The sequence below is a fragment of the Luteolibacter rhizosphaerae genome (assembly GCF_025950095.1).
Taxonomy (GTDB): domain Bacteria; phylum Verrucomicrobiota; class Verrucomicrobiia; order Verrucomicrobiales; family Akkermansiaceae; genus Haloferula; species Haloferula rhizosphaerae.
The window spans coordinates 1-22764 of record NZ_JAPDDR010000011.1; the positions used below are offsets into that span (position 1 = coordinate 1).

Annotated in this window: 24 protein-coding genes; 8 read left to right on the forward strand and 16 right to left on the reverse strand. The window is 59.9% G+C overall.

From position 1 onward, the window contains the following. Positions 1-194, forward strand: a 194-nt coding sequence (locus OJ996_RS19745) for a hypothetical protein (RefSeq protein WP_264515390.1), incomplete at its 5' end; no start/stop codon positions are given. A 346-nt stretch (positions 195-540) separates the two neighbouring features. Here the strand turns inward: OJ996_RS19745 and OJ996_RS19750 are convergent. Then, positions 541-2970: an autotransporter outer membrane beta-barrel domain-containing protein gene (locus OJ996_RS19750; protein WP_264515391.1), complete on the reverse strand. Its 2430-nt coding sequence runs from the start codon at positions 2968-2970 to the stop codon at positions 541-543. A 254-nt stretch (positions 2971-3224) separates the two neighbouring features. Then, the gene (locus OJ996_RS19755; protein ID WP_264515392.1) at positions 3225-3797 is read right to left on the reverse strand and encodes a hypothetical protein; all 573 of its coding nucleotides are present in this window, start codon (positions 3795-3797) and stop codon (positions 3225-3227) included. A 185-nt stretch (positions 3798-3982) separates the two neighbouring features. On the opposite strand from OJ996_RS19755, the gene OJ996_RS19760 reads away from it, so the two are divergent. Together OJ996_RS19760 and OJ996_RS26440 are read left to right on the forward strand one after the other, a co-directional pair. Then, positions 3983-4633: an ATPase gene (locus OJ996_RS19760; protein WP_264515393.1), complete on the forward strand. Its 651-nt coding sequence runs from the start codon at positions 3983-3985 to the stop codon at positions 4631-4633. Between the two features lie 900 nt (positions 4634-5533). Next, positions 5534-5839 (forward strand): WYL domain-containing protein, encoded by a 306-nt coding sequence (locus OJ996_RS26440; protein ID WP_345783796.1) that lies wholly within the window; start codon positions 5534-5536, stop codon positions 5837-5839. Between the two features lie 82 nt (positions 5840-5921). On the opposite strand, the gene OJ996_RS19765 is transcribed toward OJ996_RS26440, so the two are convergent. The 3 genes from OJ996_RS19765 to OJ996_RS19775 form a co-directional block, all read right to left on the reverse strand. Next, the gene (locus OJ996_RS19765; RefSeq protein ID WP_264515394.1) at positions 5922-6428 is read right to left on the reverse strand and encodes a hypothetical protein; all 507 of its coding nucleotides are present in this window, start codon (positions 6426-6428) and stop codon (positions 5922-5924) included. Positions 6429-6978: 550 nt separating this feature from the next. Then, complete coding sequence (locus tag OJ996_RS19770; protein WP_264515395.1) at positions 6979-7188, reverse strand: hypothetical protein; 210 nt, start codon at positions 7186-7188, stop codon at positions 6979-6981. Between the two features lie 6 nt (positions 7189-7194). Then, positions 7195-7419, reverse strand: a complete 225-nt coding sequence (locus OJ996_RS19775) for a hypothetical protein (protein ID WP_264515396.1) — start codon at positions 7417-7419, stop codon at positions 7195-7197. Between the two features lie 131 nt (positions 7420-7550). Between OJ996_RS19775 and OJ996_RS19780 the strand changes: the two genes are divergently transcribed. Next, on the forward strand, positions 7551-7910 hold the full coding sequence (locus tag OJ996_RS19780; protein WP_264515397.1) for a hypothetical protein: 360 nt from the start codon (positions 7551-7553) through the stop codon (positions 7908-7910). 172 nt (positions 7911-8082) lie between these two features. Continuing rightward, positions 8083-8442, forward strand: coding sequence for a hypothetical protein (locus tag OJ996_RS19785; RefSeq protein WP_264515398.1), 360 nt, complete (start codon positions 8083-8085; stop codon positions 8440-8442). Positions 8443-8520: 78 nt separating this feature from the next. Here the strand turns inward: OJ996_RS19785 and OJ996_RS19790 are convergent, their stop codons facing one another. The 4 genes from OJ996_RS19790 to OJ996_RS19805 form a co-directional block, all read right to left on the reverse strand. Next, positions 8521-8982, reverse strand: a complete 462-nt coding sequence (locus OJ996_RS19790; RefSeq protein WP_264515399.1) for a type II toxin-antitoxin system VapC family toxin — start codon at positions 8980-8982, stop codon at positions 8521-8523. An 82-nt stretch (positions 8983-9064) separates the two neighbouring features. Next, a complete protein-coding gene (locus OJ996_RS19795) occupies positions 9065-9904 on the reverse strand; it encodes a hypothetical protein (RefSeq protein ID WP_264515400.1) in 840 nt (279 codons plus the stop codon). A 287-nt stretch (positions 9905-10191) separates the two neighbouring features. Further along, positions 10192-10464 (reverse strand): hypothetical protein, encoded by a 273-nt coding sequence (locus tag OJ996_RS19800; RefSeq protein ID WP_264515401.1) that lies wholly within the window; start codon positions 10462-10464, stop codon positions 10192-10194. A 282-nt stretch (positions 10465-10746) separates the two neighbouring features. Continuing rightward, complete coding sequence (locus OJ996_RS19805) at positions 10747-11187, reverse strand: cytochrome C oxidase subunit IV family protein (RefSeq protein WP_264515402.1); 441 nt, start codon at positions 11185-11187, stop codon at positions 10747-10749. Positions 11188-11672: 485 nt separating this feature from the next. Here OJ996_RS19805 and ku point away from each other — a divergent pair, with 485 nt between their 5' ends. Next, positions 11673-12557, forward strand: coding sequence for a non-homologous end joining protein Ku (gene ku, locus OJ996_RS19810; RefSeq protein WP_264515403.1), 885 nt, complete (start codon positions 11673-11675; stop codon positions 12555-12557). 208 nt (positions 12558-12765) lie between these two features. On the opposite strand, the gene OJ996_RS19815 is transcribed toward ku, so the two are convergent. Then, on the reverse strand, positions 12766-15909 hold the full coding sequence (locus OJ996_RS19815; protein ID WP_264515404.1) for a DNA polymerase III subunit alpha: 3144 nt from the start codon (positions 15907-15909) through the stop codon (positions 12766-12768). Positions 15910-16481: 572 nt separating this feature from the next. Between OJ996_RS19815 and OJ996_RS19820 the strand changes: the two genes are divergently transcribed. Then, positions 16482-17318 carry a hypothetical protein gene (locus tag OJ996_RS19820; protein ID WP_264515405.1) on the forward strand — a complete coding sequence of 279 codons (837 nt, stop codon included), beginning with the start codon at positions 16482-16484 and terminating at the stop codon, positions 17316-17318. 16 nt (positions 17319-17334) lie between these two features. On the opposite strand, the gene OJ996_RS19825 is transcribed toward OJ996_RS19820, so the two are convergent. After that, positions 17335-17763 (reverse strand): hypothetical protein, encoded by a 429-nt coding sequence (locus tag OJ996_RS19825; protein ID WP_264515406.1) that lies wholly within the window; start codon positions 17761-17763, stop codon positions 17335-17337. Between the two features lie 231 nt (positions 17764-17994). Here OJ996_RS19825 and OJ996_RS26445 point away from each other — a divergent pair, with 231 nt between their 5' ends. After that, complete coding sequence (locus OJ996_RS26445) at positions 17995-18297, forward strand: DUF4326 domain-containing protein (protein ID WP_345783797.1); 303 nt, start codon at positions 17995-17997, stop codon at positions 18295-18297. Positions 18298-18307: 10 nt separating this feature from the next. Here OJ996_RS26445 and OJ996_RS19830 read toward each other — a convergent pair whose 3' ends face one another. The 5 genes from OJ996_RS19830 to OJ996_RS19850 all read right to left on the reverse strand — a co-directional run bounded on the left by OJ996_RS19830 (position 18308) and on the right by OJ996_RS19850 (position 22757). Then, the gene (locus OJ996_RS19830; RefSeq protein WP_264515407.1) at positions 18308-18706 is read right to left on the reverse strand and encodes a hypothetical protein; all 399 of its coding nucleotides are present in this window, start codon (positions 18704-18706) and stop codon (positions 18308-18310) included. 12 nt (positions 18707-18718) lie between these two features. Then, entirely contained in the window at positions 18719-19024 is a 306-nt protein-coding gene (locus OJ996_RS19835) for a hypothetical protein (RefSeq protein WP_264515408.1), read from the reverse strand. Between the two features lies 1 nt (position 19025). Further along, positions 19026-19271, reverse strand: coding sequence for a DUF433 domain-containing protein (locus tag OJ996_RS19840; protein WP_264515409.1), 246 nt, complete (start codon positions 19269-19271; stop codon positions 19026-19028). 21 nt (positions 19272-19292) lie between these two features. After that, a complete protein-coding gene (gene ligD / locus OJ996_RS19845) occupies positions 19293-21638 on the reverse strand; it encodes a DNA ligase D (protein ID WP_264515411.1) in 2346 nt (781 codons plus the stop codon). A gap of 438 nt (positions 21639-22076) precedes the next feature. After that, positions 22077-22757 (reverse strand): SOS response-associated peptidase family protein, encoded by a 681-nt coding sequence (locus tag OJ996_RS19850; protein ID WP_264515413.1) that lies wholly within the window; start codon positions 22755-22757, stop codon positions 22077-22079. Between the last annotated feature and the right edge of the window lie 7 nt (positions 22758-22764).

A 22764-nucleotide genomic window follows, 5' to 3' on the forward strand; every position in this document is an offset into this window, starting at 1 on the left:
GGTGGTTTGTTTTCTCCGGCCCGCTCGCCCCGCCGGTTCGCGTGCGAGCCGGTTCATCCGAAGAACCTCGCGTAGAGGTCCCATGTGCAGAAAAATATCCAAGTTTTCCGCCCGTCAAGAGGCAGGCGAAAAAAATTCTCAGAGTGGTGGAGATGTTGATGCGCCAGCTAGCGATTAGCGAGGACGATTCCTGAATGGCGACCAGTCTTCATCGCTTTCCACGTGCACCCGACGCCGGGCACAGAGTTTGAGAAGTTCGTGCGGCGGTCTTCGGCCCAATGATGACGAAGGGAAGGACACGTGGGCTTTCGAGCTCTAATCTTTAGGTCTGAGTACCACTCTGCCCCGGGGAGCTTCGCAGGGAACGCACGACCGATTGAGGCCAAGCGCCTTCTAACGCCGTGCTGTACAACTTGGCGTCTTGCTTCTCGCGGGAATGGGGTGACGAGGCAACTTATAATGACAAAGGCACCCGGGCATTTCCCGGGTGCCTTGCAAATACTAGCCTCCTTCTCTACCGGAGAAGAATCAGAGTTCTAATCAAATCTCGCTCACCGAGAGTCGGGCGAAATGCCTCGGTGAGGTCATGGGGATCTCAGCCGAAATGGCCGAAGCGTCGTTAACGATGTATGTGGTGACCGGAGTCCAAAAATCGGGAGCCGCCCCTAGGGTAGTGGACTCCTCAATCGCATAGGCAACGTCCCCATTCGCTACAGCGATATCGCGTTTGGCGAAGCTGATAACGCCATCAACCAACGTTCCGGGGGATGCGTCCGGAGCAGTGGGATCCAAGCCCGCGATGGCATACTCCAGGAGATTGCTGAGGCCATCCTGATCTGGGTCTGCGCCAGGAAGCTTCTCCGCCTCGCTGAGTCCGGGAAACTGGTCCATGAACGCCGTGTAGCCACCTCCCCCTGATTTTGTCAGCTTGATCTCCTTCGCGGTTGTGTCGTGTTGGAGGATGTATCCGGCGGGTACGTTCAAGCTAGAGACATCACCACCAAATGAACCGGTATAAGTAACGAGGGTATACGACGTTGCGGTCGGCTCGGAAAGAACATTGAAGGTTACATTGTCAGGCGCGAAGCCGACGTCGCCAGAGATGTCTACCCGATCGGCATTAGCGCCGGAGATATCCACGTGGAGCTTTCCGCCTGACGAGAAGGAGAGATTGCCGGTAATTCCTAGATCTCCAACAGCTGTGGTTAGACCGGCAGTGAGTGTACCCCGTCCGCCAATTTGAATGCCGTTGCTGGAGGAAATGGCGCCGCTGCCACCCAAAAGCCCGGTGGCGTTCGTATTATCAACACCATCTGCGTTCCCGTTGCCGACACGTATTGGGTTCGTCCCGTTGCTCTTGCTGAGTGTTCCGTCAACGATCAGGGAGCCGCTGGAACCCTCGTTTCTCCCAACAAAGAACTGCCCGGCAGCAGCCGAGGTGTCTGTGAGAGTCGCACCGGCACCGATGATGAGAGTCCCGCTACCGGATTCGCCGACACTGATATCGGACCCGGTGTGCACCGCGATTCCGCCGGCAAGGTTATAGGTTCCAGAATGGCCGGCAGCAAGGCCGACAACCAAAGCTCCGCCCACCTCGACTGCTCCTCCGCTTTGGTTCAGAGTGGCGCTGCCGGTTCCTGCGCTCGTGGTGGAGTCACCGCCCAGAAACAAACCTCCACGCACAGTAAAAATGCCATCACCCACCGTGATGAGCCCAGTTCCGTTATTCACGCCGGCCCGTATCCCGCTAACGTTGGTGATCCCATCATTGTGGTTGAAATTACCGGTGCCCTCCGCGCCGATCACAAGATTCGAGGAACTGGTAATTTGGTAGATGCCGCCGTTGACGTTGACGGTGCCGTTTCCAGTGGAATTCTGCCCAAGCCAGTCCCAATTGCCCGATGAATTGTGGTAGAGTGCGTCGGTCTGGACATCCACCACACCAGTACCATTGAAGCCAATTCGCATGTCGCCCACGTTTCCTCCATCCTCGCGGCGGAACTCCCCGCCGGATGCGATCGTTAAGGTGCCGATACCAGTGCCATTTCGACCTAGGAACAAATCTGACCTAGCCTCGATCGTGTTCGTGCGGGAAAAGATCGCTGAGTTCTCCACGGTCATCGCGCCCGTCCCCGTGAAGCCGATGGTGAACTCTCCATCGGACATGTCCATCCGGGCTGACTCACCATTTAGATGCAGCAGGCCTTTCGCGCCGCCGCCGGCTCCTACCTCCACATTACCCCGCGCGTTTACTTGCCCACCCGGATTCACGGTGAGTGAACTTTGAAGGTCGGATGTCGATTGCCCAATCCGTATGTGAGGGTTCAAGACCGCGGTGGCCCCGTTCCAAGTCTTCTGATCCCCTTCAAGGACCCCGTCGGAATTAATGGTGACGACACCAACAGTCCCGGTGCTGGGGGCGAGGTTCATTGAAAACGCTCCGCCGTTGGGCGAAAGATCCACGCGGTCGCGGAGATTAAGCACGGCGCTGCCGTCAGCCCCGACAGAGTCGCCAACCTTGATGGTGCCGTTGCCATTGGTTTCGACGCCGACCTGAAGGTTAGTGCCGCCACCTGTGGAATCAGTTACGTGGAAGCGTCCATCGTTAATGTTCAGGGTCCCGGCGCTCTTGTGGCCGATCCTAACCCACCAGCCGCCTTCAGCTTGGCTGAGAACACCCCCATTAATATTGACGGCGTTGCCGTTGCCTACACCGAAGTCGTTCGAACCATCTAGGCCGGCAAATGGAGCACCATTGGTGTAGATGACCGTATGGCCGGAAAGGATGTTTGCAGTATCCCCGACGCCGGTCTGAGGGACGACTCCACCAACCCAAGTTGTGGTGGCATTCCAGTTACCCGAAGTGGACGAGTCAATTGGCACAGCGGTGGCAATACCCAAGGGCAGGAAAATCAGGGCAAATGATGACTGCCGCGATAACGAAGAACGTAAAGTGTTGGCGGGGTTCATGGGGTTCATAGGAACAAGCTACTTGGAGCCGGCCTTACCCGGCGTCAACGGGAAAGGTAGTCACGGCGGCACGGCCTCGATGTATTGGCAATTAACAATTTCGGTGGGTGCTTTGCGTGGAGTCGTTGCGACGCGATCCGCGCAGAATTCGAAGCGTCCTAAATGGAGTTTCCCCCGAAATTCCGGGACGGGTTTCAAGACGCGGGCAAAAGAAGCCCCAGCCCCATCGGTGCCGGGGCGATCATTGAGGCGGATCAGGTTGACGGAGCTTCGCGCCAGGCTTCCCGGATCGCTGCCAAGGAAGCTTGGACGGCTGCGGGATTTGCCGAAGGTTCATCCTCTGCAAGCTCCTCACCCACCACCTGCGGGAGTTCGCGGGTAAGAAGTGTCACGGTGGGAGCACAGCCCTTCAGCCCTTCTTGGGCAATCGCCTGGAGTTCCGAATGTCCGGCGCTCAAGGCCAACGTGAGCAGCATTCCATAGGCAGTCGCTGCGGTCGTCTGCGCTACGATGTCGTCCCGAACCATGCGGGAGACGGAGTGCTCGCGCACCTTCCCGTAGAGACCTGCTAGCACTCCCGTCGCTGTCGTCACACTCTCCTTCAACGCGGCGCCGAGAGCACCTCCCTCGCTCTTTGAAATTGACTTGAGGGTCTCGATCCGTCGCTCGCTCGCAGTGGCTATCCCATCGAGCAGCGCGGTGAGAACTGGCCGGCGTGTTACCCGGTCATCGTCGAGCTGCCCCCGAATCGCTTTGGAGATGTCGGTTTCCAATCCGATCATGTCGTTCACATACTGGCGGATACTGTCTTGGTGCTTCGTGCTCATCGCCAAACTCGATCGCAGAGGGCGTGCCGCGGTCACGATCGTGCTGCAAAGCCTGTTCTTCCAATCCTGCATGTGCATGATGCATCTCGCTTGCACTTGGACAGGGCATTTTTCCGCCGCCCCGGTGTTCGATCCTCTCGGGCAAACAGCCTTTCCTCAGCTCCTCTCTCTGATAAAGCTCCCGCGTGTCCTCGCCCACGCTCTACCTCTTCGGCGGCCCCAATGGATCGGGGAAAACCACGTATGCCCGGGCGTTCCTTACCTCACAGTTTGAGCACCCGCTTCGCTTCCTGAACGCCGATGAGATGGCCCGAGGCCTATCGCCCCTGTCGCCTGAGTCCGTGGCGCTGAAAGCCGGGAAGCTTCTGCTCCGAGAGATCGACGAGTGCATCGCGGCCGGCACTTCGTTCGGGCTTGAATCTACCCTGAGCGGGTCTGCTCAAGTTCGAATCCTTCAGCGCGCCAAAGCGAGGGGCTATCTGGTCGAGCTCCACTTCTTTGCCCTCCCGTCACCGGAATTGTCTATCGCCCGGATAGCCCAGCGTGTCGAAAAAGGTGGCCACCATGTTCCCGACGACGATGTCATGCGCCGCTACCCGCGGAGCCTGGGAAATCTCGCGCGCATCTACGAACCTCTCTCCGATCACTGCTTCCGCTGGAATAACGTCGCCGTTCCCGCCGCCCTTGAACCCGCACAATCGAGAACCGTGGATGCGTTTTCGGAACCTGCGACCGCGGCCGCTCGGGTGATGGCTTCAGACCTTTTGGCCGAGCAAAAGAGATGGCGTCTCCCTCTCCTCACTTGGAGAGGCGGTGCACTCTCGGAATTGACGTGAAGTCGACGGCTCTCAGGCCCGCAGTGCGGCCGTGTTGCGGTGATGTTGAAAGCCTACCCAATGATCCATTGCCAAAGCGCGCTTCCGCCGAGGATGGCCGCAGCTACCAGCCAAGAACCTGCGACCATCTTCAGACCGAGGCTGGCCTGAGGAGGATTTTCCGAACCGTATGCCTTGGACGCATTCATAGACCTACCTAACCAGCCAACTGGCAAGCTGCCACAAGGCCATCTACGTAGGGTAGCACTCTTCGCGCGCAAAATCGCGGAAGGCTGAGAAAACTGCTCTCCATTTCACTGGGCGCCCCAATGGATATCGACAACATCCGCAAAGGGGACCCGAGTGACCAAGCCGCCAGAGACATCGTTGTGTCACGAATCGCAGAATAACGCGGGAGGGGACCTCCTCAGCTCCACCTCCCGCGGCCGTGCGTTGACACAGCACTGTTTGTTAGAACGGTTTTTGCTGCTGGCAACTGAGCATGATGCGCAGTTATACGCCTCCATTCTCAAATTCGGACTCGATCTAAGCAACACACCTAAGAGTGTCGAAACAGTTTGCGCTAATGGAACTCGCGAGGCATGGTGCGAACTTTAGTTTCTTGCACGTTCTGCTCCTCTTCCTCTGAGCCCGTTCTCCCTGGCGCTCTCACCGGTAGCGGCCCACCTCTTGCCAATGCCGTTATGGAATCCACTGTGACAGGCGTACTACGTACGTCGCCTGAATGCTGCTTACCGGGGGCCTGGATACTCCCGGAGTCGGTGCCGGACTGGGAATGAAGCGTGAAGCCGCGTGTGGTCACGTGCTACGGCTTGAAGAAGAGGGAGATCGTCTTTCGCCTGGTGGGCCGTGTCGGCGGCCACCATCTCACCGCGTGGCGGCGGGTTGATAGTTTGAATGATGAAGCTACATGGAAAAGTTAATGCACCGGGCACGCTGGGCCTTGTCCGTGCGGCCGTAGAAGCAAGCCGGGAGCTCACCATTGGATATCAGGGTGAGATCCTCACGGTGCAGCCGCACGCCCTCCTTCAAGCCCCCAAGACCCATGCCTACGTCTTGGTTGCTTGGGATCCTCAGGCAGGCGATTGGGGTTACTTCCGGTTCGCTCTGATCCGTGGATTAAAATTCGAGTCCCGCGCCTTCGTGCCGAAGGGTAGGATTCCGCGGGCGGTCCCTCGCGGCTCCACCATGAAGAGGGCCAACTGATTTCGGGCCGGGCCCCCTCAACGAAGCCCGGCCCGTCCGGAGCAACTGGGCGCTACACTGCCGTCCCTTCCATATTGGAAGGTTAGAAAGAACCAGTCCTGCCGGGAAGCTTGCGGGTCGGGCTGCCCCTAGGAAGCCCGACCCGCTGGCAAGCCGCCCAAGCCATACGGGCGACGATTCTTGATATCCAGCTCGCGCCCGGTTTCAAGAATCGGAGCGTACGAGGATCTCTTATTTTTCCGGCCGGCGGCGGGACTTCCCACCCGTTGCGCTGGAGGATCCATTCGTAGTGGTCTTCCCAATAGCTCTTGGCGCGCTCCGGGATTCGAGGACTGAGCCCGCGGGCCCACGCCAGCCGCTTCAGCACGTAGCGCCGAACCCGCTCATCCGGCTCCCTGATCCATTTGCCGCACCGGGTTTGATACTCTTCGCCGATCTCGATGTTCCACCACGGGACCTCCCAGCGCTGACCGTTCACTTCGACCACGAGCCGCTGGGGCTCGGGCTGGTCCACGATCCGGTACCGGACCCTATCGGGCAGCCCGTCGGGAAGCGGATAGTTTTGGCGCGCGCAGGTCCACTCGTCCATGCCGGGGAGCGGGTGAATCGGTCGCGTGCCTGCCATCCGGGACGGTAGCAACGAGATCGAGACTCGCAACGGACAGCGCGGTCATCCCAGACTGAGCCCGTGAAGCTCGCTCTGCATCGCTCCGTCACCTTCTGGTCCGGCCTCCTCGTGATGGGGTTCATCTGCTGGGCGTGGTGGGATTCGCACGGCCACCTCTCATGGGTGCGCGGTAGGGAAGGAGGAATTTTGAGTCGCGCCGCGCTGGTTCAAGCGGACTGGGGTGACGACTCATATTCGGGGCTCTCGGGGATAGGTCGCAAAGTGCTGAGAGATCCACCGGGCAGGATTGAGCATTTTACAGCGCCTGCGCTTATAAACGGCTCCAACGCTTATTTAGACGTGCGTGAGTATGGAACCGTTCGCGAGTTGGCGGTGGTCTTTGCGCAAAGCAGGTCACCGGGGACTTGGACTCTGATTGCCCCCTTTTGGCTCATCCTTCTCTCTTTCGCCCTCCCATGGTCCGCCCTGCTGCTCTGGCGGGTGAGGCGGAGGAGGCCAGCCTACCGGCGGCTCAGGCTCGCCCCTTGATGAGGGAGGAGTCGCTGACATCCAGCACTGCCATCTGGTCCTCCTCTACCCACGAGGATCCGTTCTCCCGCTTCACGAGGTAGAGAAGGGTGCCCCCGCTGATCACCTGATCGAGCACCACTCCGCGCTTACCCTCGTTGACCCCTGACGTAATCCGCACGGGATCATTCTTTTGGTATTTCGGAAGAGTCACGGCCACCTAGCGCACTTGGTTTCCGATGATGCGGGAAATCTCGGCTGTCAGCTTCTCACGATCATTCGTCTTCAGGTTTTCATAGGCCTCGTCGAGCGCTTCCTCCACAGCCGAGCGGACCAAGCCAGGGTGATCTTCAATAAACTTGTCGACCACGTACCGTCGCTCGTGATCCTGCTGAAGGGCGACGCGCTGGCGATCCTGCGAGGTGTTACCTTGGGTATCACTCATACTACCTTAAGCTCGCACCTCTGGCCGGCAGCACGATTTGATAGAACTAGGCACCGACTCCTGAAGGAGTTTAAGCGAATTACTCAATTGGACCGCCTTGTAACACACTTGGGGGGGAGCTACCCTCCTCCATGGGTACGCTTAAGGAGGCCGAGGGACTCGCGGAGCTGGGTCTTTACGCAGAGGCGTGGGATGCCCTTGATAGCCTCCCTGCGGTAGAGCGCGTAATGCCGTCCGCCCTGAGAGTCCGGATTGACTGCTGTCCTCATCTGAACGCTTGGAGCGATGGCATGCAGATCGCGAAATTCCTTCGCCATGGAACTGACATCAACCGATTGGCCTCAGCAAACTTCTACCTTGAACTGGCAAGGTTCTGCGTCGAACACGATGAGCTGGCCGCCGCGAAAAAGGCTGTGCACGATTTCGCTGCAACACTCCCGGATGCCCAAAAGCATCTGATGAACGATCCGCTCGTGAAGCTCCTACTTTGAACTGCGGACCGGGGGTTTGACCCCCTAGATTGAAACCACTCGCCCTAAGGCCCCCGGTCCACGGGGATAAGATGGACCTCGCCGTCTCAGAAGCAACGCCGGGCGTCTAAGCGCGCCGCCTAGGTGATTTCCGTTGCGATCGCTGGAGCTTACGCGTTGGTGCCCGTCTCCCATGACGACTATCACCGAGGCCGAAGGATTTGTGGAACTGTCGATGTGGGAGGATGCTTGGGAGATCCTCGAATCCCTTCCTCATGCTCGAGGCAACGGGTTCAAAGCGCTTCGCCTCCGAGTGAAGTGCTGCGAGCACTTGGGCCGGTGGTCCCTGGGCTTCCACATCGCCGTAATGCTGGGGGAAGGGCCGGCACGAGACCGCCACCACGCTGCACGGTTCCTGCATCTTCTGGCCACGCGGAGGGCTGCGGACGACGATCTAGATGGTGCGGTTCTCGCCTTGGTGACCGCAGCGTCCATGTGCCCCGCCTACCGCCGGAGTCTGTTGGAGGACTCTGATCTATCCGAGTTCCTTTAAAGGCCCCCGGCCCGCGGCTGCAGGGTAGCAGAGGGGTCAAGGGAGAGGATCGCGAAGTTGCCGAGAGAATTTAGATCATCAGAGCTTCTCCAAACCAGGAAGCACCGCTTGATTTGGGTCAGCTTCTGGCTCCACTGGCTTTGGAGCCTCCGGCTTCTTAATGACCAACTTATCCAATAAAGGGTGTCCACTAAGATTCAGGAGGGAGCACTTGTCTTTGTCCACCTTTCCGCCATCGAACGTGTGGATTTCATCAACTCCCAGGATCATTGCTGTCGCCACATGGATAGCATCGGGGACCGAGATTTTGAAAGCTGGCTCAGCCTTGTGGAGGTCCGCCCGCAGTCGACGGGCTTTCGTCATCACCTTAAGCTCAGCCCCATAAAGGCTGTGGTGAGATGCGTTGAACGACCGCTGAAATCGGTCCTCTAGATCCTTATCGTCAATGCAGGAGGTTACCTCAAGCAACGTGATGGTGGACGTTACTATGATCGCATTCCGGCTCTCGGCGGCCTCAGCAAGCTCGATGATGTCTGGCAACCATTTGATGTTTGCCGCATTTCGGTGAGAGTCTGGATATAGCCGTGTGATGTAGACACAAGAGTCCCAATAGTATTTGGGCTTACCAATCATCGTCGATATCGTGCGGGGAGGTTCCGTCGATGAAGCTTTCAGGGCTTCCGACCAAGGTGCTGAATTTGACTACGGATGAGGGGTGCAGTTCCTCGATCTCCGATAGCTCCATCATGTATGGGAAGTCGGATTTTTCCCGGTAATGCATAAAACCCGAAATGCGGACATACTTGTCCGCCAACTCCAGAATCTTCTTCCGAAAGAGGAGATTGAAGGTGCACCGAATCTTCTTAGGTCCGATGGGGGGGTAGACATAGCACGAGTAGGGCCCTGACCCATGGACGTTCAGCGCCTCCAGTTGGCCGTCAAGGGTGCCATGTGATACCAGTTCGCTGTTGATCAGCTTGGATACGTTAGATGAGAACTGCTGATCCAAGTCGAGCTGCGTATCTCCGTAGATCACGGACGACCGCGCGATGCCATTCGACGAAGATGGCGCTACTGCCTTAAGCGATACGAGCACTTGAGGGTCAACCTCATCTGAGACGCCAGCCTTATCCTTGATAGACCGAAGTTCACTCATCAAGCGTCGTGGTCTGTTTTCGACCTTGGGTGGCTTATAGGTCGGCAGGGCCTGATTCTTCGGGAGCTTCTTCTCGCGTCGCGGCAGTGCGACTGGCTCAAGCTCGATTGTTGCGGGACTCGAATGGCTGAGATTGACGACTCGGTAATAGACCTCTGGACGTCCACCTGGACTTTCCATCTGATCGAACTGATGGAGGATCTTCTTCCATTCCTCTAGTGCCTTCAGAAATTCACTCAGGCGCAGGTGCCCTTCCTCTTCGGGAAGACCCTCCAGCCGGATGAGAATGTTTCTGCGCGAGTCCATGGGTTAAAGGACTATACGTCGGAACACTATGATCTCAATCGATCCGGCACGAGTCATTGGGAGGTGGCACCAGCCTAGCGTGACTGTCAAGCCACCCAAAATCGGTCAACACTTCCTCTGCATCTCCCGCGCCACCCTTCAAGAAAACCAGTTGCGCGACGGGCATCCGGCATTACAGGTGCGGCGGTCGCCAAACCGAACCGGCGATACTCCTCCCCTCCACACTTAGACCCCGCCCGGCACGCCGGTCCCGGGGTCATTTCTTTTCCATCTACCCGCGCCACCCCTCAGAACCGCGAGCACCACAGCGCCCCGTGTGCCAGATGGAAGGCGTTAAGTGGCTTGGGCACTTCGATGCGGACCTCGACCGGCCTGACCTCCTTGTCCTCCCCGTTCCAGTCCCACTCGTGGCGCATGAAGTTCACCAGCATGTCGCGGGCGATCCGCTCGGAATCGTTGGGCGGCGTCTGGCCGTTGTACGCTGAAGGGTGAAGCTCGACCACCATATCGAGCGCGAAGTCATCGCGGATTCCGATTTTCAAGTAGTGTCTGGGGTTCATGGGAGTGAACGCCCGGATCGCTACGACCGAAAAAATGCGCCGTCAAGAGGGGCATGGTAAGGGTATTACTTAGGGCTCCTCAATTGACCGCCGGGCGCTCACCTTCATAGCCTTTCTTCAATTCATTCTCTGGGGAGAGAAGAATTACTGGACCAGCAGTCCAGGAACGGCGGCCCGCCTGAGAAACGGGTCGCCGTTCGAGTTCCAAGGCTTTTCCATCTCCCTCGCCACCCCTTCGAGGATGCGGCCCTGAGCTTCGATCGCCTCGGTCTGCATCTCTACTCAGGGTCCAAACGTCCCGGGTCCCTTGGTCGCATCTGTCTGCGGAAACGGGCCGCGAGAAATCGAGATCCCTCCGGGATCATTTCCGCGAGTACCGTGGAAGAAGTTGGGATCCCGAATGGTGTCGGCCTCGGCGAGCAGAGTGAACGCCACCAATCCGACGCAATGGACCGAGGCGAGAATCGCGAAAAAATAGATCAACTTCCGCTCATGGTTCAGATGCATGAACACCAATGCCACGAGTGACGATTTGAAGGTGGCGATCAGCAGCCCAAGCACCAAGTCCGCGGTGTCGAATCCGTGGCGACCGAAATCTAGTGCAGGAATGGTGGCAACAGCGACCGTGGCCAGCGTCCCACAGAAGAGAACAAGGCCGATGAGTAGATACAGTCGCATCGATCGGCGGATAGCGGAAGGGTCGAAGGAAGTATCGGCGTCCATTAGATTAGGCATATCACTTCGCAGATCCCGTTCCCGGCTCTGGCGCCCCTCCCTGCATTCCCCGGCGATGCCAGCGATTGCATTAACGTAAACGAGGATGCAGAGGGCACTCGCTAACCCGAGATCCTACACTCCATGGAGCCACGGAAGACCGCCGCGGATTTCTACACGCGGCGGCCTTCCAAGATGAGGGAGTGGCACCTCGCCGCACCAGCGTTCTCGCGTTGCGGTTTACTGAGCGGCGCTGACCGAGGTAGCGCCTCCGACTGTCCATGCAACACCTGGCGAATAGGCGATTTGCTTATGTACATAACGAAGGGGGCATTTTAAAAATATTAGCCGAAGTCGCGGGCTCGAATCGCAAAAAACCTCCTGCCGTTGCAGAATGCGGGCATCATTATTTAACCAATCCGTAAGACTTGAGCTCGGGACCGCAGAAGCGTGATCGATATACCTTAGGTACAATTCGCGCGGGCGTAGTCATCATGGCACGATCAATCTGGAAAGGGGCAATCGCTTTCGGCCTGGTCAATATCCCCGTTGGCCTTACCAGTGCCGAAGAGGGATCGGAGGGTGTGAGTCTGAATCTGGTGGACAAGCGAAACAACGCGCGGATCCGCTACGAGAAGGTAAACGCGGAGACAGGTGAGCCGGTGCCATCTGACCAGATTGTGAAGGGCGTTGAGGTGGAAGAGGGGCACTTCATCCTTTTCGATGACAAGGAATTGGAGGGCATCCAGCCGAAGCTCACCAAGACGATCGAGATCGAGCAGTTCGTGAAGCTGAAGGAGATCGAGCCGCTGCTGTTCGAGAAACCCTATTATCTGGAGCCAGAGAAGCGTGGGAAGAAGGCCTACGCGCTCCTACGCCAGACCCTCTTGGAGACGGGGATGGCGGGAATCGCTCGGGTTGTGGTTCGGACCAAGCAATACCTCACTGCAATGTTCGTCCGCGGCGACGCTATCGTGCTCGAGATGATGCGCTTTCCCCAAGAGATCAGGCCGGCGGACAAGCTCGATCTCCCGGAATCCACGGAGACGGAGTATCAACCGAGCAAGAAGGAGTTGGATCTCGCCAAACATCTGGTGGCGAACATGACCGAGGATTGGAACCCGGCTGAACACCACGACGAGTATCAAGCCGAGCTGCAGCGCTACATCGATGAGAAGATCGCGACCGGCGGAGTTGCCCGTGTTAAGGGTGGGGAACGCGATCGCGAAGGCCCGGTTGCCACCAACACTATCGACCTTGCCACCTACCTCGAGCAGAGCATCAAGGGGAGCAGATCCGTGGCTAACGGTCCGCCCAAGCCTGCGGCGAAGAAGGCCGCGAAGAAAGCGGCCAAGAAGATGGCGAAGAAATCGGCGTAGCCATAAGGGACCACGACTACGAAAGAGCGGACGAGGATGACCGGCTGCACTTCATCCAGTGCTCGGTCTGCGGCAAATGGATCGACGTTCGCGATCTCGCAGAGGTGATGGAGCATTATGAGCATGAGCCACCCCTGAGTGTTCAGGACCCTGTTGGTTCGATAGAACGGTGAAAGGCCTGAGTAACACGCGCTGCGAGCGACAGGAATCAGTGGAAGTCGTGGCTGGTTGAGGCGCTCAAGCTTTCCCGACCCTGTAGCGTCCGAACTGCGGTGACATAGAGTGTCGCTTGATCCCCTTCCCCTTGCTGCACCCGTCCTTCCGCGAGGATGAATGACTCCGCCACGATCACCATCCGATAGGCTCGGAAGGTCTTCACGTTGACAAATAGGTTCGCGATGCCCGTTTCGTCCTCGAGCGAGATGAAGCAGTGGCCGTGTGCTGTGCCCGGGCGCTGGCGGCAGATGGCCATGCCGGCGATGCGCACGGGGAACCCATGGGGAAGGCGGCGGAGATCGCACGCTCGCACGACATCCTCGCCGGCGTGTGCCTTCCGCCAGAGCTTCATGGGGTGGGGCCCGGTGGAAGCTCCTTGGGTTACGAAGTCGGCCGCCAAGAGTTCCGCGGTTTCCATCCGGGCCAGCATCGTCTCCCCTGGTTCGTCCGGAATGAGGTCGTGGTGAAGCTTGAGCTCGGATTGCCAGAGTGCATTGCGGCGGTGCTCGACCTCGGGGAGATCGTTCAAGGACCCGGCTTTAGCCAGCAGGCGCCGCTCCTTATCGTTAGGCCTACATCGCGCGAGGAAGTCGGAGAGCGAGGCGAAGACGTCTCCAGCACGCTCTGCGGCGATCCTCTCGAGGGTGTCCTTGGTCATGCCCTTGATCCGATGAAGCCCCAGGCGGATCTCCCTATCACTCACCACCTCCGTCGCGATACCACTCTCCACCACCGATACGGGCCGGATCTGTAGCCCTCGCCGTTTGGCGTCCTGGATAAGGGTGTGGACCGAATAGAACCCCATTGGCTGATTGTTGATGAGCCCCGTGTAGAACTCCGCGGGGTGATGCACCTTCAGCCAGCAGCTCGAGTAGGCGATCAGGCCAAAGGAAATCGCATGGCTTTCCGGGAAGCCGTAGAGCGCGAAGGCTCCGATGCTCTGGACGATCTTCTCCTGGGCGGCCGGATCGAGGCCGCGCTCGGCCATCCCGCTCCGCAGCTTTGCCACCACGCGCTGCATCTTCTCCTGCGAGCGCTTCGAGCCCATCGCCCGGCGAAGCTCGTCGGCCTCAGCACCGGTGAAGCCCGCCACCTCCATCGCGATCCGGAGAATCTGCTCCTGGAATAGAATGACCCCGAGCGTGCGCTTGAGGATCGGCTCGCAGAGCGGGTGGATGTGATCGATGGCCTCCTTTCCGTTGCGGCGGTTCAGGTAGGGGTGGCGCATCTCGCCGACGATGGGGCCGGGCCGGATGATCGCGACCTCGACGGCGACATCGTAGAAGCAGCGCGGCCGCAGAATGGGTAAGGTCGCCATCTGGGCCCGGCTCTCGATCTGGAAGGTCCCCACGGTATCAGCGCAGCACATGAGGTCGTAGACCGCGGCGTCATCGTGCGGGATCTTCGCGAGATCGACCGGTCGTCCTCGCCGGCTGCAGATGGCGATGGCGTCCTCCATGGCCGCCAGCATGCCCAACCCGAGGAGATCGATCTTCACGATACCGAGGTCCTCGCAGTCGTCCTTGTCCCACTGTACGACGTGGCGGCCCGGCATGGTTGCCGGCTCCATTGGCACGACGCTATCGAGGCCGCGATCGCACACGATGATTCCTCCGGAGTGCTGGCCCAAGTGCCGCGGCTTGCCGAGGACCATGTTAAAGAGCATCGACAGCGCCGGGAGCCGTGGATGCGAGGGCGGCAGCAAGCGGCCCATCGCCTCCTCGAAATCGAACTCCCGGTCCGCGTGCTCGTCGTCCACCTGACCGTCGGCGCGGTAGCCGCTGCTCTGCTGGGAGAAGCGGTCTGCAATCGAAGGGGGGAAGCCAAGCACCTTGCTCATTTCCCGGAAAGCGCTCTTCGGGCGGTAGGTAATGACGTTGGCGGTCATGGCAGCGCCGTGGCGACCATACTTCCGGAAGACGTGCTGGATCACGTCCTCGCGGCGATCCCCGGACGGGAAGTCGATGTCGATATCCGGCCATGCCTGCCGGTTCTCGGAGAGGAAGCGCTCGAAGAGCAAGCCGCTGGCGATCGGATCGAAGGCAGTGATGCCGAGGCAGAAGCAAACCGCACTATTGGCGGCGGATCCCCGGCCTTGGCAAAGGATACCCTTGCCCCGCGCATACTCGACGATCTCGCGCACGATCAGGAAGTAACCGGAGAAGCCGAGCCGCTGAATCATCGCAATCTCGTGCTCGAGCTGGTCCTTCACCTTCCGCGGTATGCGCCCCGCGTAGCGCCGGAAGGCTCCCTCGTAAGTGAAGCGGCGAAGCATGGTCCCCTGCTCCGCCTGGGAGAGCGGAAAGCCACGGCCGTCCGGGAAGTCAGGGAAGCGATAGCCGAGGTTCTCGAGTGTAAAATCGATGCGATCGAGGAGACGCCGGCCGTTGTCGATCGCCGCGGGTAGGTCCCGGAACAATTCCACCATGGTTCCCGGCCTCCGGATGTGCCGGTCGGCATTCGGCTCAAGGAGCAAGCCGGCGCCGTCGAGTGAGGTATGATTTCGCAGGCAGGTGAACGCATCGGCCAGCAGGCGATCGCGGCGCGTCGCGAAGAGCGGCGAATTGGTGGCCAGCAGTGGAAGCCTGAGATGCCCGGCGAGCTGGATCAGGTGCCGGTTGAGGCGGGCATCGTCGCGCAGCCCGTGGCGCTGGATCTCGACGAAGACGTTCCGGGCACCGTAGATGGCCACCAGCCTCTCCGCCGCCGCGAGCGCGGCCTTGGTGTCGTCTTGGAGGAGCGGGCGAACTACGGGCCCGTCCCGGCCGCCGGTGAGTGCGATCAAATCGCCGGAGGCCGCCCCGAACTCGATGGCGGACTCCCCGAAGTGGATCCGGGTAAGCTGCCGGCTGAGGCTCTGATAGCCCTTTCGGCTGGCGCAAAGGACCGGGAACGCCCCCCCGCCCGCTTCGTCAGCCTCCAGAGAGGCCCCGACCAGCGCACGGATCCCGCATTCCTTCGCCGCGGCGTGGGCTCGCGCCGATCCGTAGAAGCCCGCGTGATCCGGGATAGCGATCGCCGGGTAGCCGAGCTCCGCCGCTTTCATGACCATTTCCTCCGGCTGGCTGGCGCCATGTAGGAAGGAGAAGGCGGACAGAGCGTGAAACTCGCAAAAAAAGGGACCGGAATCGAGCACGGCGGAGCACCGTGCGCGGAAATTCTAAAATGTTCAAGTGAACACTGCTTCCGCGGAGTCGGATCACTCCTACTTTTTTCACCTCTGACCGCAAATGCCTACGAGCAATCCAATAAGAATGCCGGCTCCCACGGCAGCGGCGACGGCTCCATAGGGGTTCTCTTGGATTGCCACGGCGAAGCAATCCCGATGCTGCAGAGGCTGGCGAGCCGCGGTGGGTTCCGGCTGTACCCGCTCGGATCTGGCTCGTTCCAATGCGTCCTCGGGGTTCTCGCGCTCGATGTTGAGGGATGCGCCGGAGAGTGGGTTGCCTGCGGCACGAGGGCCCGGATGAGACCCGGGAGATTGAGGTTCAGATTCCATGTAGTCGCCCTTGCACACGGGATGCCACCCGCCACTGCCGAAGGAATGGAAGAATGTTCGGTGCGAGGCTTACTCGCAGGCTGTGCAGTTGGCATCTGCCAAGGGCGAAATGCAAGGGGCGGTCCCGGGTAGCGACGGTGCCCACCTCGGCCTGAATCGCGTGGCACATTGAACTTGCTCCGCCTCGGCTCGAAAACATCCTTCCATTCATGGGCTGGCAGGAAGATCTCGCGGAAGGCGAGAAGTGTCTCGATCAGGAACTGTGGAAGGAAGCTTACCGGATTGCGGAGAAGCTCAACCGTGACCTGACAGTCCTCCCGAGCGTCCGGATGTTCTGCTTCATGTTCAAGTCCGCCTGCATGGTTCGCGCCACGGCTTGGGCCGACGCGCTTGCCAAGAAGATGGCAGTGATGAGCGAGGACCGGGCGAAGTTCACTGCCGCATCCTGGTATCATACGCTTGCGGCCGAGGCATGGGCGGGCGGGCGTCAGGAGGATGCGTATGCCTACTTGGACGAGTGTCTCGCCATTGCCCCGGGTCACCGGGCGACGTTCCTCGCCGATCCTCGACTCGGGGAGATGTTGCCGGGATTCGATAATCACGAGAAGGGATTGAATCCTCTCGCCGTCAACCCACCTCCGCCGAAGCCGGATTACGGGCCCGTGCCCCCGCTCGCGATTAAGGCATACACGAAAGCTGCCGAGCTCGTGAAACGGAAGAGATACCCGGAAGCGTGGGAGATCATGGGCCGGCTCCGCGTGAACGATTTCCACCGGCGCGAGCCGCTTATCTTGGCGTTCCATATCGCGTGCGGGATGCAAAACGGACAGCTCGCCCTGGGCCTCTGCGAGTTGCTGCGCCGGGGAGACGCGCATGAGCGTGAGCTGGCGGCCGACTTTTACCGGCGCCAGGCAATCGCCGCGATCGAAGCGGGCAAGAGGGACACTGCGGGGTGGATCCTCAAGGATGCACTGAAGGGGATGGCCGATTTCCGAGATTATTTCTCCGAGGACCCGCGGCTCGCCGTCTTAATCGCATCCCTGTGATCCGCGGGGCCGGTTGTCAGAATCTCACCACCTTGAGGCCGAACCGGGTCCGGAATATCTCGGGAAAGCGTTCGTCGTCTCGCAACGCTTCGAGTTTGCGAGGGTCGGCAGTAATTGCAGCGGAGGCCAGTTTGATTGCCTCTGTTTCACGGCCACGCTTGAGAGCTTCTGCCGCCAGGGTTTGGAAGGCATCCGCAGCGGATATCCGGTCGTCCTCATTTCCGTCCTTCATGGGCACGGCAAGCTTCAAAGCCCGCTGCCAAAGTCCGAGCGCCAGGGTGGCGCGTAGTTCCGCGCGGCACCCGGCTCTTCTTTCCCTGACTTCCGCCGGCAAGGCCTCAATAAGCCGCAGCCCTTCATGGTACATTCCGAGGTCCAGAAGATCGATCGCATGCGCGAGCGACGCGCGCGGCCCTTGGGATTCAATCGTTGCGGAGGAGCTCATGGTGTTAGATCGGTTAGAGCAGTACCGTTAGGCCGCAAGAGGTATTCTCGCAGCAACCTCAGCATTTCTCCGGAAATGGGTCGCCCATATTGACGGGGTTGCACGGGGTGCTTCGTTCGGCGCGTCATGAGCAAGGGCGCCAGCCTGACACTGCGCGTTCCTTCCCGGCACGGAGGGCGCTCTCGACAAGACTCGGGGGCGTCCTCCTTCGCCGCCTCACAGCCCTTCGCCATGGTACCGACTCGCCTTCAACTCAGCCGCCGGAAAGGCTTCCGGTTGCAAGAGGCGTCCACCCTGATGAACGGGCTTCCGGCCGCAAAGGTTGCCCGTCCCGGGCCTTGGGGTAACCCGTTCAAGGTGGGGATTGATGGCGATGCGACCGAGTGCGTCCGGAGATTTGAAGAAATCACCCGCCGGCGGCTTGAGACAGAGCCCGGCTTTCTCGCCCCGCTCCGGGGCAAGAACTTGGCGTGCTTCTGCTCCCTTCAAGCCCCTTGTCATGCCGACGTGCTTCTTGAGCTTGCCAACCGATAGGGGCGGCCGCCTACTCGGGGATCCACTCCAGTTCTCCGAGATCCAGCTCCAAGTCGCTCAGGTATCCGGAGAGATCTGTGCCCTCTTTCTTCGGAAATAAAGCTTTGACCCGGACGTAACCGGACAGATTGCCTCGTCGCGTTTCCGCTTCCTTCTCTTCCGCGCCCTCCGCTTGGATTGCTTCCACGAAGTTCCCTTGGACGAGCGCGGAACCTTCCTCATCGACCACGCTCAAGTCGGAAAGGGATAGATCGAGAATGCTGCAGTCGATCACTTCCCCGAAGACCGCTTCGTCTCCAAGACGGATCATCTTTCCGCTCCGGGATTTCACTGCGGCGCGGTTCACGTGGTCCTCGAACTCCTGGGATTCGAGATGCTCCAGCAAGGGCCGTTCAATTTCATCCGACATATGATTCAGGAATTAGGGGTGCAAGGGTTGCCGCTCCGAGCCATCGGGATCATCGCCCTCCAATTCCGGCAATCCGAGTGCCTCCCGAAGATCTCTCTCCAAGAAGACCGCAGCGTCATTGCCATCGAGAGGCGTTACAATCCCGTCGAAGATCAGCGGCTCTTCAGGAGGAATTTCGACTTCAAGGACACACCGGGCGGAGGGACTTTGCATCCACACAATCTCGACCGGGCAGGCCGGCGGCCATTCGCTCGCGAACGATGCGGCAAGCGTGTGCTGCGGCCCCACGAGGGTCCGGGAATTGAGGGTGATTCTCATGTCACTGGATGGGTAGATCGGGCTGCTCTTCGACGCCCAAGGCCTTCTCCACTGCCGCGACGAGGGCCTCGCGCGATTCCGACGGTGCGATCGATTGCGCCGCCTCGTCGAGGACCGCTTCCACGTCTTCCCGCGTGAGTTGAGGGTGATTGCGGACGATCTGGTCGATGAAGTACCGGCGCTCGTGTTCCTCGGAGAGGGCAACGGTGCGGCGGTCTTGGGGCGTGTTTCCTTTTTCGTCACTCATGGTGGTGTTGGTGGGGTAAAGTCAGGCGAGGCCGAATTCCTTGATATGGGCCTTGGTGATGCGCTGCCGCTTGAAGGCGGTCCATTCCGCGGGGGCCTGCGGCGGTTCATCGATTGTGAAACCGGCGGGAGTCACCTGATGCAGATCGTCCCATGAAACAGGCATCGATATCGGAGCCCGCGGCCTGGCCCGCAATCCCCATGGAGCGATGCAAGTGGCTCCACGTCCGTTGCGCAGATAATCGATGAAGATCTTACCCTTCCGGCGGCTCTTCGAGATGACAGTCGTGAACTTCGGGGGATTGAAGGCGGCGACGGCTATCGAAACCTGCTTGGTGAACTCTTTCATCAGGTCCCATCCGTAAAAAGGTCTTATGGCCAGTTGGATGTGCAGCCCCTTGCCACCTGATGTTTTCACCATCGGCTCTAGCCCCCGCGCGTGAAGAAAATCACGAAGTAAGAATGCTGCCCCCATGACCTCGGGCCACTCCACCGACGAATCCGGGTCCAAGTCCCAGATCAGGAAGTCCGGCTTGTCGCCCTCCGGATAGGCTGCCCCCCAAGGATGGAGCTCGAGCACACCGAACTGAGCCAAGGATACGAGGCCCTTGACGTCTTTGACGAAGATTGTCTCGGTGCCATCCGAGAGCGTTTTGGCGTAGACGTTTGGCGGCTGTCCTTTGTCGAATGACTTCTGGAAAAACAGCTGCCTCCCCACACCTTCCGGCGCCCGGAGAAGTGCGAGAGGACGGTTTGTCAAAAACGGGAGGATCAGTTCGCCGGCGCGCTCGAAATACTCCGCTACCTGAAACTTGGTGACGCCGTCGCCGGGAAACACGACGCGGTCCGGGTGAGTGATCGTGATGCCATGCACCGTTGAACCCCTCGAATCTGCCCGGGCCTTTTGGACGCCTTCGAGATGCACCTCCTTCGCACTCTTGTCCTCGCGCAACGCGATGAAGCTGGCCTGCCTCACCGAGCCATCGCGGGTGATCTCGGCGTACTCCACCTCTGCAACAAGCTGCGGACGAATCCAGACGACGTTGCGCTCGTCGAACTTGAATGCCGGAGTATCGGTGCGGAGCCGCTCCAGCTTCCGGAGCAGTTGCCGGCGGCTTTCGTCGGAGAAGCCGGTGCCCACCTTACCGCGGGCAACGAGCTTTCCGTTCTCCACCGTGCCAAGAACCAGGGACGAAAAGGCCGGGAGGGAGCTCTTCGGAGGAAGATATCCGCAGACAATGAACTCCTGCCGTGGCCGGCATTTGCTCTTGGTCCACTCGCGCATGTCCGGAGCATAGGGCTGGGTGAGCTTCTTCGAGATGATTCCCTCGAGGTCCAGCCTGCAAGCTTCCCTGAAAAGATCGGCCCCGGAATCGGACGTCCAGACCTTCGAACGCCGGATTGATCCGGTTTCACCGATCGGGAGTTTGGATAGCCAAGTGAGACGCTCGGAGAGCGGGAGCGGCCGGAGATTGAGGCCGTCGAAATGGAGGATATCGAAGGCGACGAAACAAATCTCCACGCCCGGCTTGTAGCGGGCGCGGACACCGAGCGCTTCCTGCAACAGGCCGAAGCTGGACCGGCCCTTCTCATCGAACACCACCGCTTCGCCATCGAGTGCGAAGTCGTTCGTCGACAAGGCATCCAATCGCTTGGCCAAGGTCCCGAACTTGTCCGTCCAATCGTGGCCGTTGCGGGTGAAGATCTGGAGCTTGCCCGCCGCCTTCACCGCCTGGATGCGGTAGCCGTCGAGCTTCAGCTCGTGGATCCACTCGCTTCCGGAGGGAACGGTGGGTACGACCTTGGCGAGTTGGAAGGGGACGAACTTGGCCTTCTCACGCTCCAGCTCGACTGCAGCTTCAAAGGGGGCCGCGTCGGAGATCTTCCTCAAAAGCCAGTTCGGCTCTTCCGTGCGGATCAAGAGATACTCTCCGTGCAGGCGCGTGCCCCGGAGGAAGAACTTGAGTTTTCCCTTCTCGAAATCCTTGCGCCATGAGCGCCCTTCCGGCTCCCACTCGCCTTTGTCCCAAATTTTCACGGTCCCCGCGCCGTAGTTGCCTTTGGGGATTTCACCCTCGAAGGATCCGTATTCGAGCGGGTGATCTTCCACATGCACCGCGAGCCGCTTGGCCTTGGGTTCCTCCGGGATTCCCTTCGGGACCGCCCAGCTCACCAGCACCCCGTCGATCTCGAGGCGGAAGTCGAAATGATGATGGCTCGCGTGATGTTCCTGAATGACGAAGGAAGCGCCGGCTTTGCGACCAACCTTGCCCGCAGGCTCCGGAGTCGCGCCGAACCTCCGCTTGTCCTTGTACTTTCCCAGCTTGGACCTCGTGGTAGCCACGCCGTCTCCATTCGCAGGAATCATTCCCGAGCGTCCGAACGGGGAATTCCGCCTCGCGTCACGATTGTCCGTTGCGGGTCTGCAACCAGACCATGCCAAATGCAAACGATTGGGTCGCAGGTGGCACATCAGCTTGAAGCCGGGGGCTCATCGGTGGATGATGCCTCGGTGGAGCGCGGCGAACTATCGGAATGCGAGATCGGAGATTGGGTCTCCATCATGACCGCCCCCGAAAACTGGGAGCTATCGAACAGCCCATGCTCCTGGGTGTCCGCCGAGGGCGCGGTCTGGCATTTTGGATGGACTGAAGCTCCGACAATCGACCAGGAAGGGGACGATGGCGAAGTCGGATCGGCCTTCGTTTGGATGCGATTCGATCCCGCGGGGCCTCCGCCACCCGTCAGGGGAGAGCGCCCCACGCGAAGAGGACTGGACGATTCATCTGCGGCCGACTGGTGGAAATCAGAGTAGCTCGCCTTGGTCCGGGTCAGGTTTCCTGCCACGTGACTTCGGTGCCTTCGATGCCGGCGGTTTCGAAGCCTTCTTCGCAGCGTTAGCCTGCTTGATGAAGTTCTCCGCTTCGCTCCATTCAAGAGGCTCCGCGGAAGGACCGAAGGCGTGGAGGCTTCCCTCGAGGTACGGCCGGAGTTGTTGCTCCGTGAGCACGGCGGGCATCCGGTCGTGCACCGGCTCGATGGCGGTAGTCGGCTCGGTGGTGATCATCGAGAACCATCGCCCCCAATCCTCTTTCTCTCCCCATATGCCCGCAATCCACATCCCGCGCTTCCCTGGTCTCCGGAACCGGAGCGGGACGGCATTCCCGAGCGGGCCCGTCGTCCATTCGTAGAAAGCCGCGGCAGGAATGATACAGCGTCGCTCCTTGAACGCCTGGCTCCAGAGGGCAATCTTGAGCTTGTCCTCTCTGGTGTTTCCCACCCAAAGCGGCTTCTTCGCTCCCCAAGGGGTGTGCCGGAATCCCCATTTCAGAAGCTCCGCCCTTCCGTGCGGCATGATTACCGGTGCCATCAGCGTGGGCCGGATGATTTGGTAGGCCCCCTCATCGAACATCGAAGCCTCGAACGCATCGGCCACCAGCCAATCGACGTCGAAATCCGTCGTCCCGATCTCGTAGGCAGTGCACATGGCGGAA

Excerpts from the sequence above, each read along its gene's own strand:
- OJ996_RS19750 (WP_264515391.1), bottom strand. The coding sequence starts at position 2,970 with ATGAACCCCGCCAACACTTTACGTTCTTCGTTATCGCGGCAGTCATCA.
- OJ996_RS19755 (WP_264515392.1), bottom strand. The coding sequence starts at position 3,797 with ATGAGCACGAAGCACCAAGACAGTATCCGCCAGTATGTGAACGACATG.
- OJ996_RS26440 (WP_345783796.1), top strand. The coding sequence starts at position 5,534 with ATGAAGCTACATGGAAAAGTTAATGCACCGGGCACGCTGGGCCTTGTC.
- OJ996_RS19765 (WP_264515394.1), bottom strand. The coding sequence starts at position 6,428 with ATGGACGAGTGGACCTGCGCGCGCCAAAACTATCCGCTTCCCGACGGG.
- OJ996_RS19775 (WP_264515396.1), bottom strand. The coding sequence starts at position 7,419 with ATGAGTGATACCCAAGGTAACACCTCGCAGGATCGCCAGCGCGTCGCC.
- OJ996_RS19780 (WP_264515397.1), top strand. The coding sequence starts at position 7,551 with ATGGGTACGCTTAAGGAGGCCGAGGGACTCGCGGAGCTGGGTCTTTAC.
- OJ996_RS19785 (WP_264515398.1), top strand. The coding sequence starts at position 8,083 with ATGACGACTATCACCGAGGCCGAAGGATTTGTGGAACTGTCGATGTGG.
- OJ996_RS19795 (WP_264515400.1), bottom strand. The coding sequence starts at position 9,904 with ATGGACTCGCGCAGAAACATTCTCATCCGGCTGGAGGGTCTTCCCGAA.
- OJ996_RS19800 (WP_264515401.1), bottom strand. The coding sequence starts at position 10,464 with ATGAACCCCAGACACTACTTGAAAATCGGAATCCGCGATGACTTCGCG.
- OJ996_RS19805 (WP_264515402.1), bottom strand. The coding sequence starts at position 11,187 with ATGGACGCCGATACTTCCTTCGACCCTTCCGCTATCCGCCGATCGATG.
- ku (WP_264515403.1), top strand. The coding sequence starts at position 11,673 with ATGGCACGATCAATCTGGAAAGGGGCAATCGCTTTCGGCCTGGTCAAT.
- OJ996_RS19820 (WP_264515405.1), top strand. The coding sequence starts at position 16,482 with ATGGGCTGGCAGGAAGATCTCGCGGAAGGCGAGAAGTGTCTCGATCAG.
- OJ996_RS19825 (WP_264515406.1), bottom strand. The coding sequence starts at position 17,763 with ATGAGCTCCTCCGCAACGATTGAATCCCAAGGGCCGCGCGCGTCGCTC.
- OJ996_RS26445 (WP_345783797.1), top strand. The coding sequence starts at position 17,995 with ATGGTACCGACTCGCCTTCAACTCAGCCGCCGGAAAGGCTTCCGGTTG.
- OJ996_RS19830 (WP_264515407.1), bottom strand. The coding sequence starts at position 18,706 with ATGTCGGATGAAATTGAACGGCCCTTGCTGGAGCATCTCGAATCCCAG.
- OJ996_RS19835 (WP_264515408.1), bottom strand. The coding sequence starts at position 19,024 with ATGAGAATCACCCTCAATTCCCGGACCCTCGTGGGGCCGCAGCACACG.
- OJ996_RS19840 (WP_264515409.1), bottom strand. The coding sequence starts at position 19,271 with ATGAGTGACGAAAAAGGAAACACGCCCCAAGACCGCCGCACCGTTGCC.
- ligD (WP_264515411.1), bottom strand. The coding sequence starts at position 21,638 with ATGATTCCTGCGAATGGAGACGGCGTGGCTACCACGAGGTCCAAGCTG.
- OJ996_RS19850 (WP_264515413.1), bottom strand. The coding sequence starts at position 22,757 with ATGTGCACTGCCTACGAGATCGGGACGACGGATTTCGACGTCGATTGG.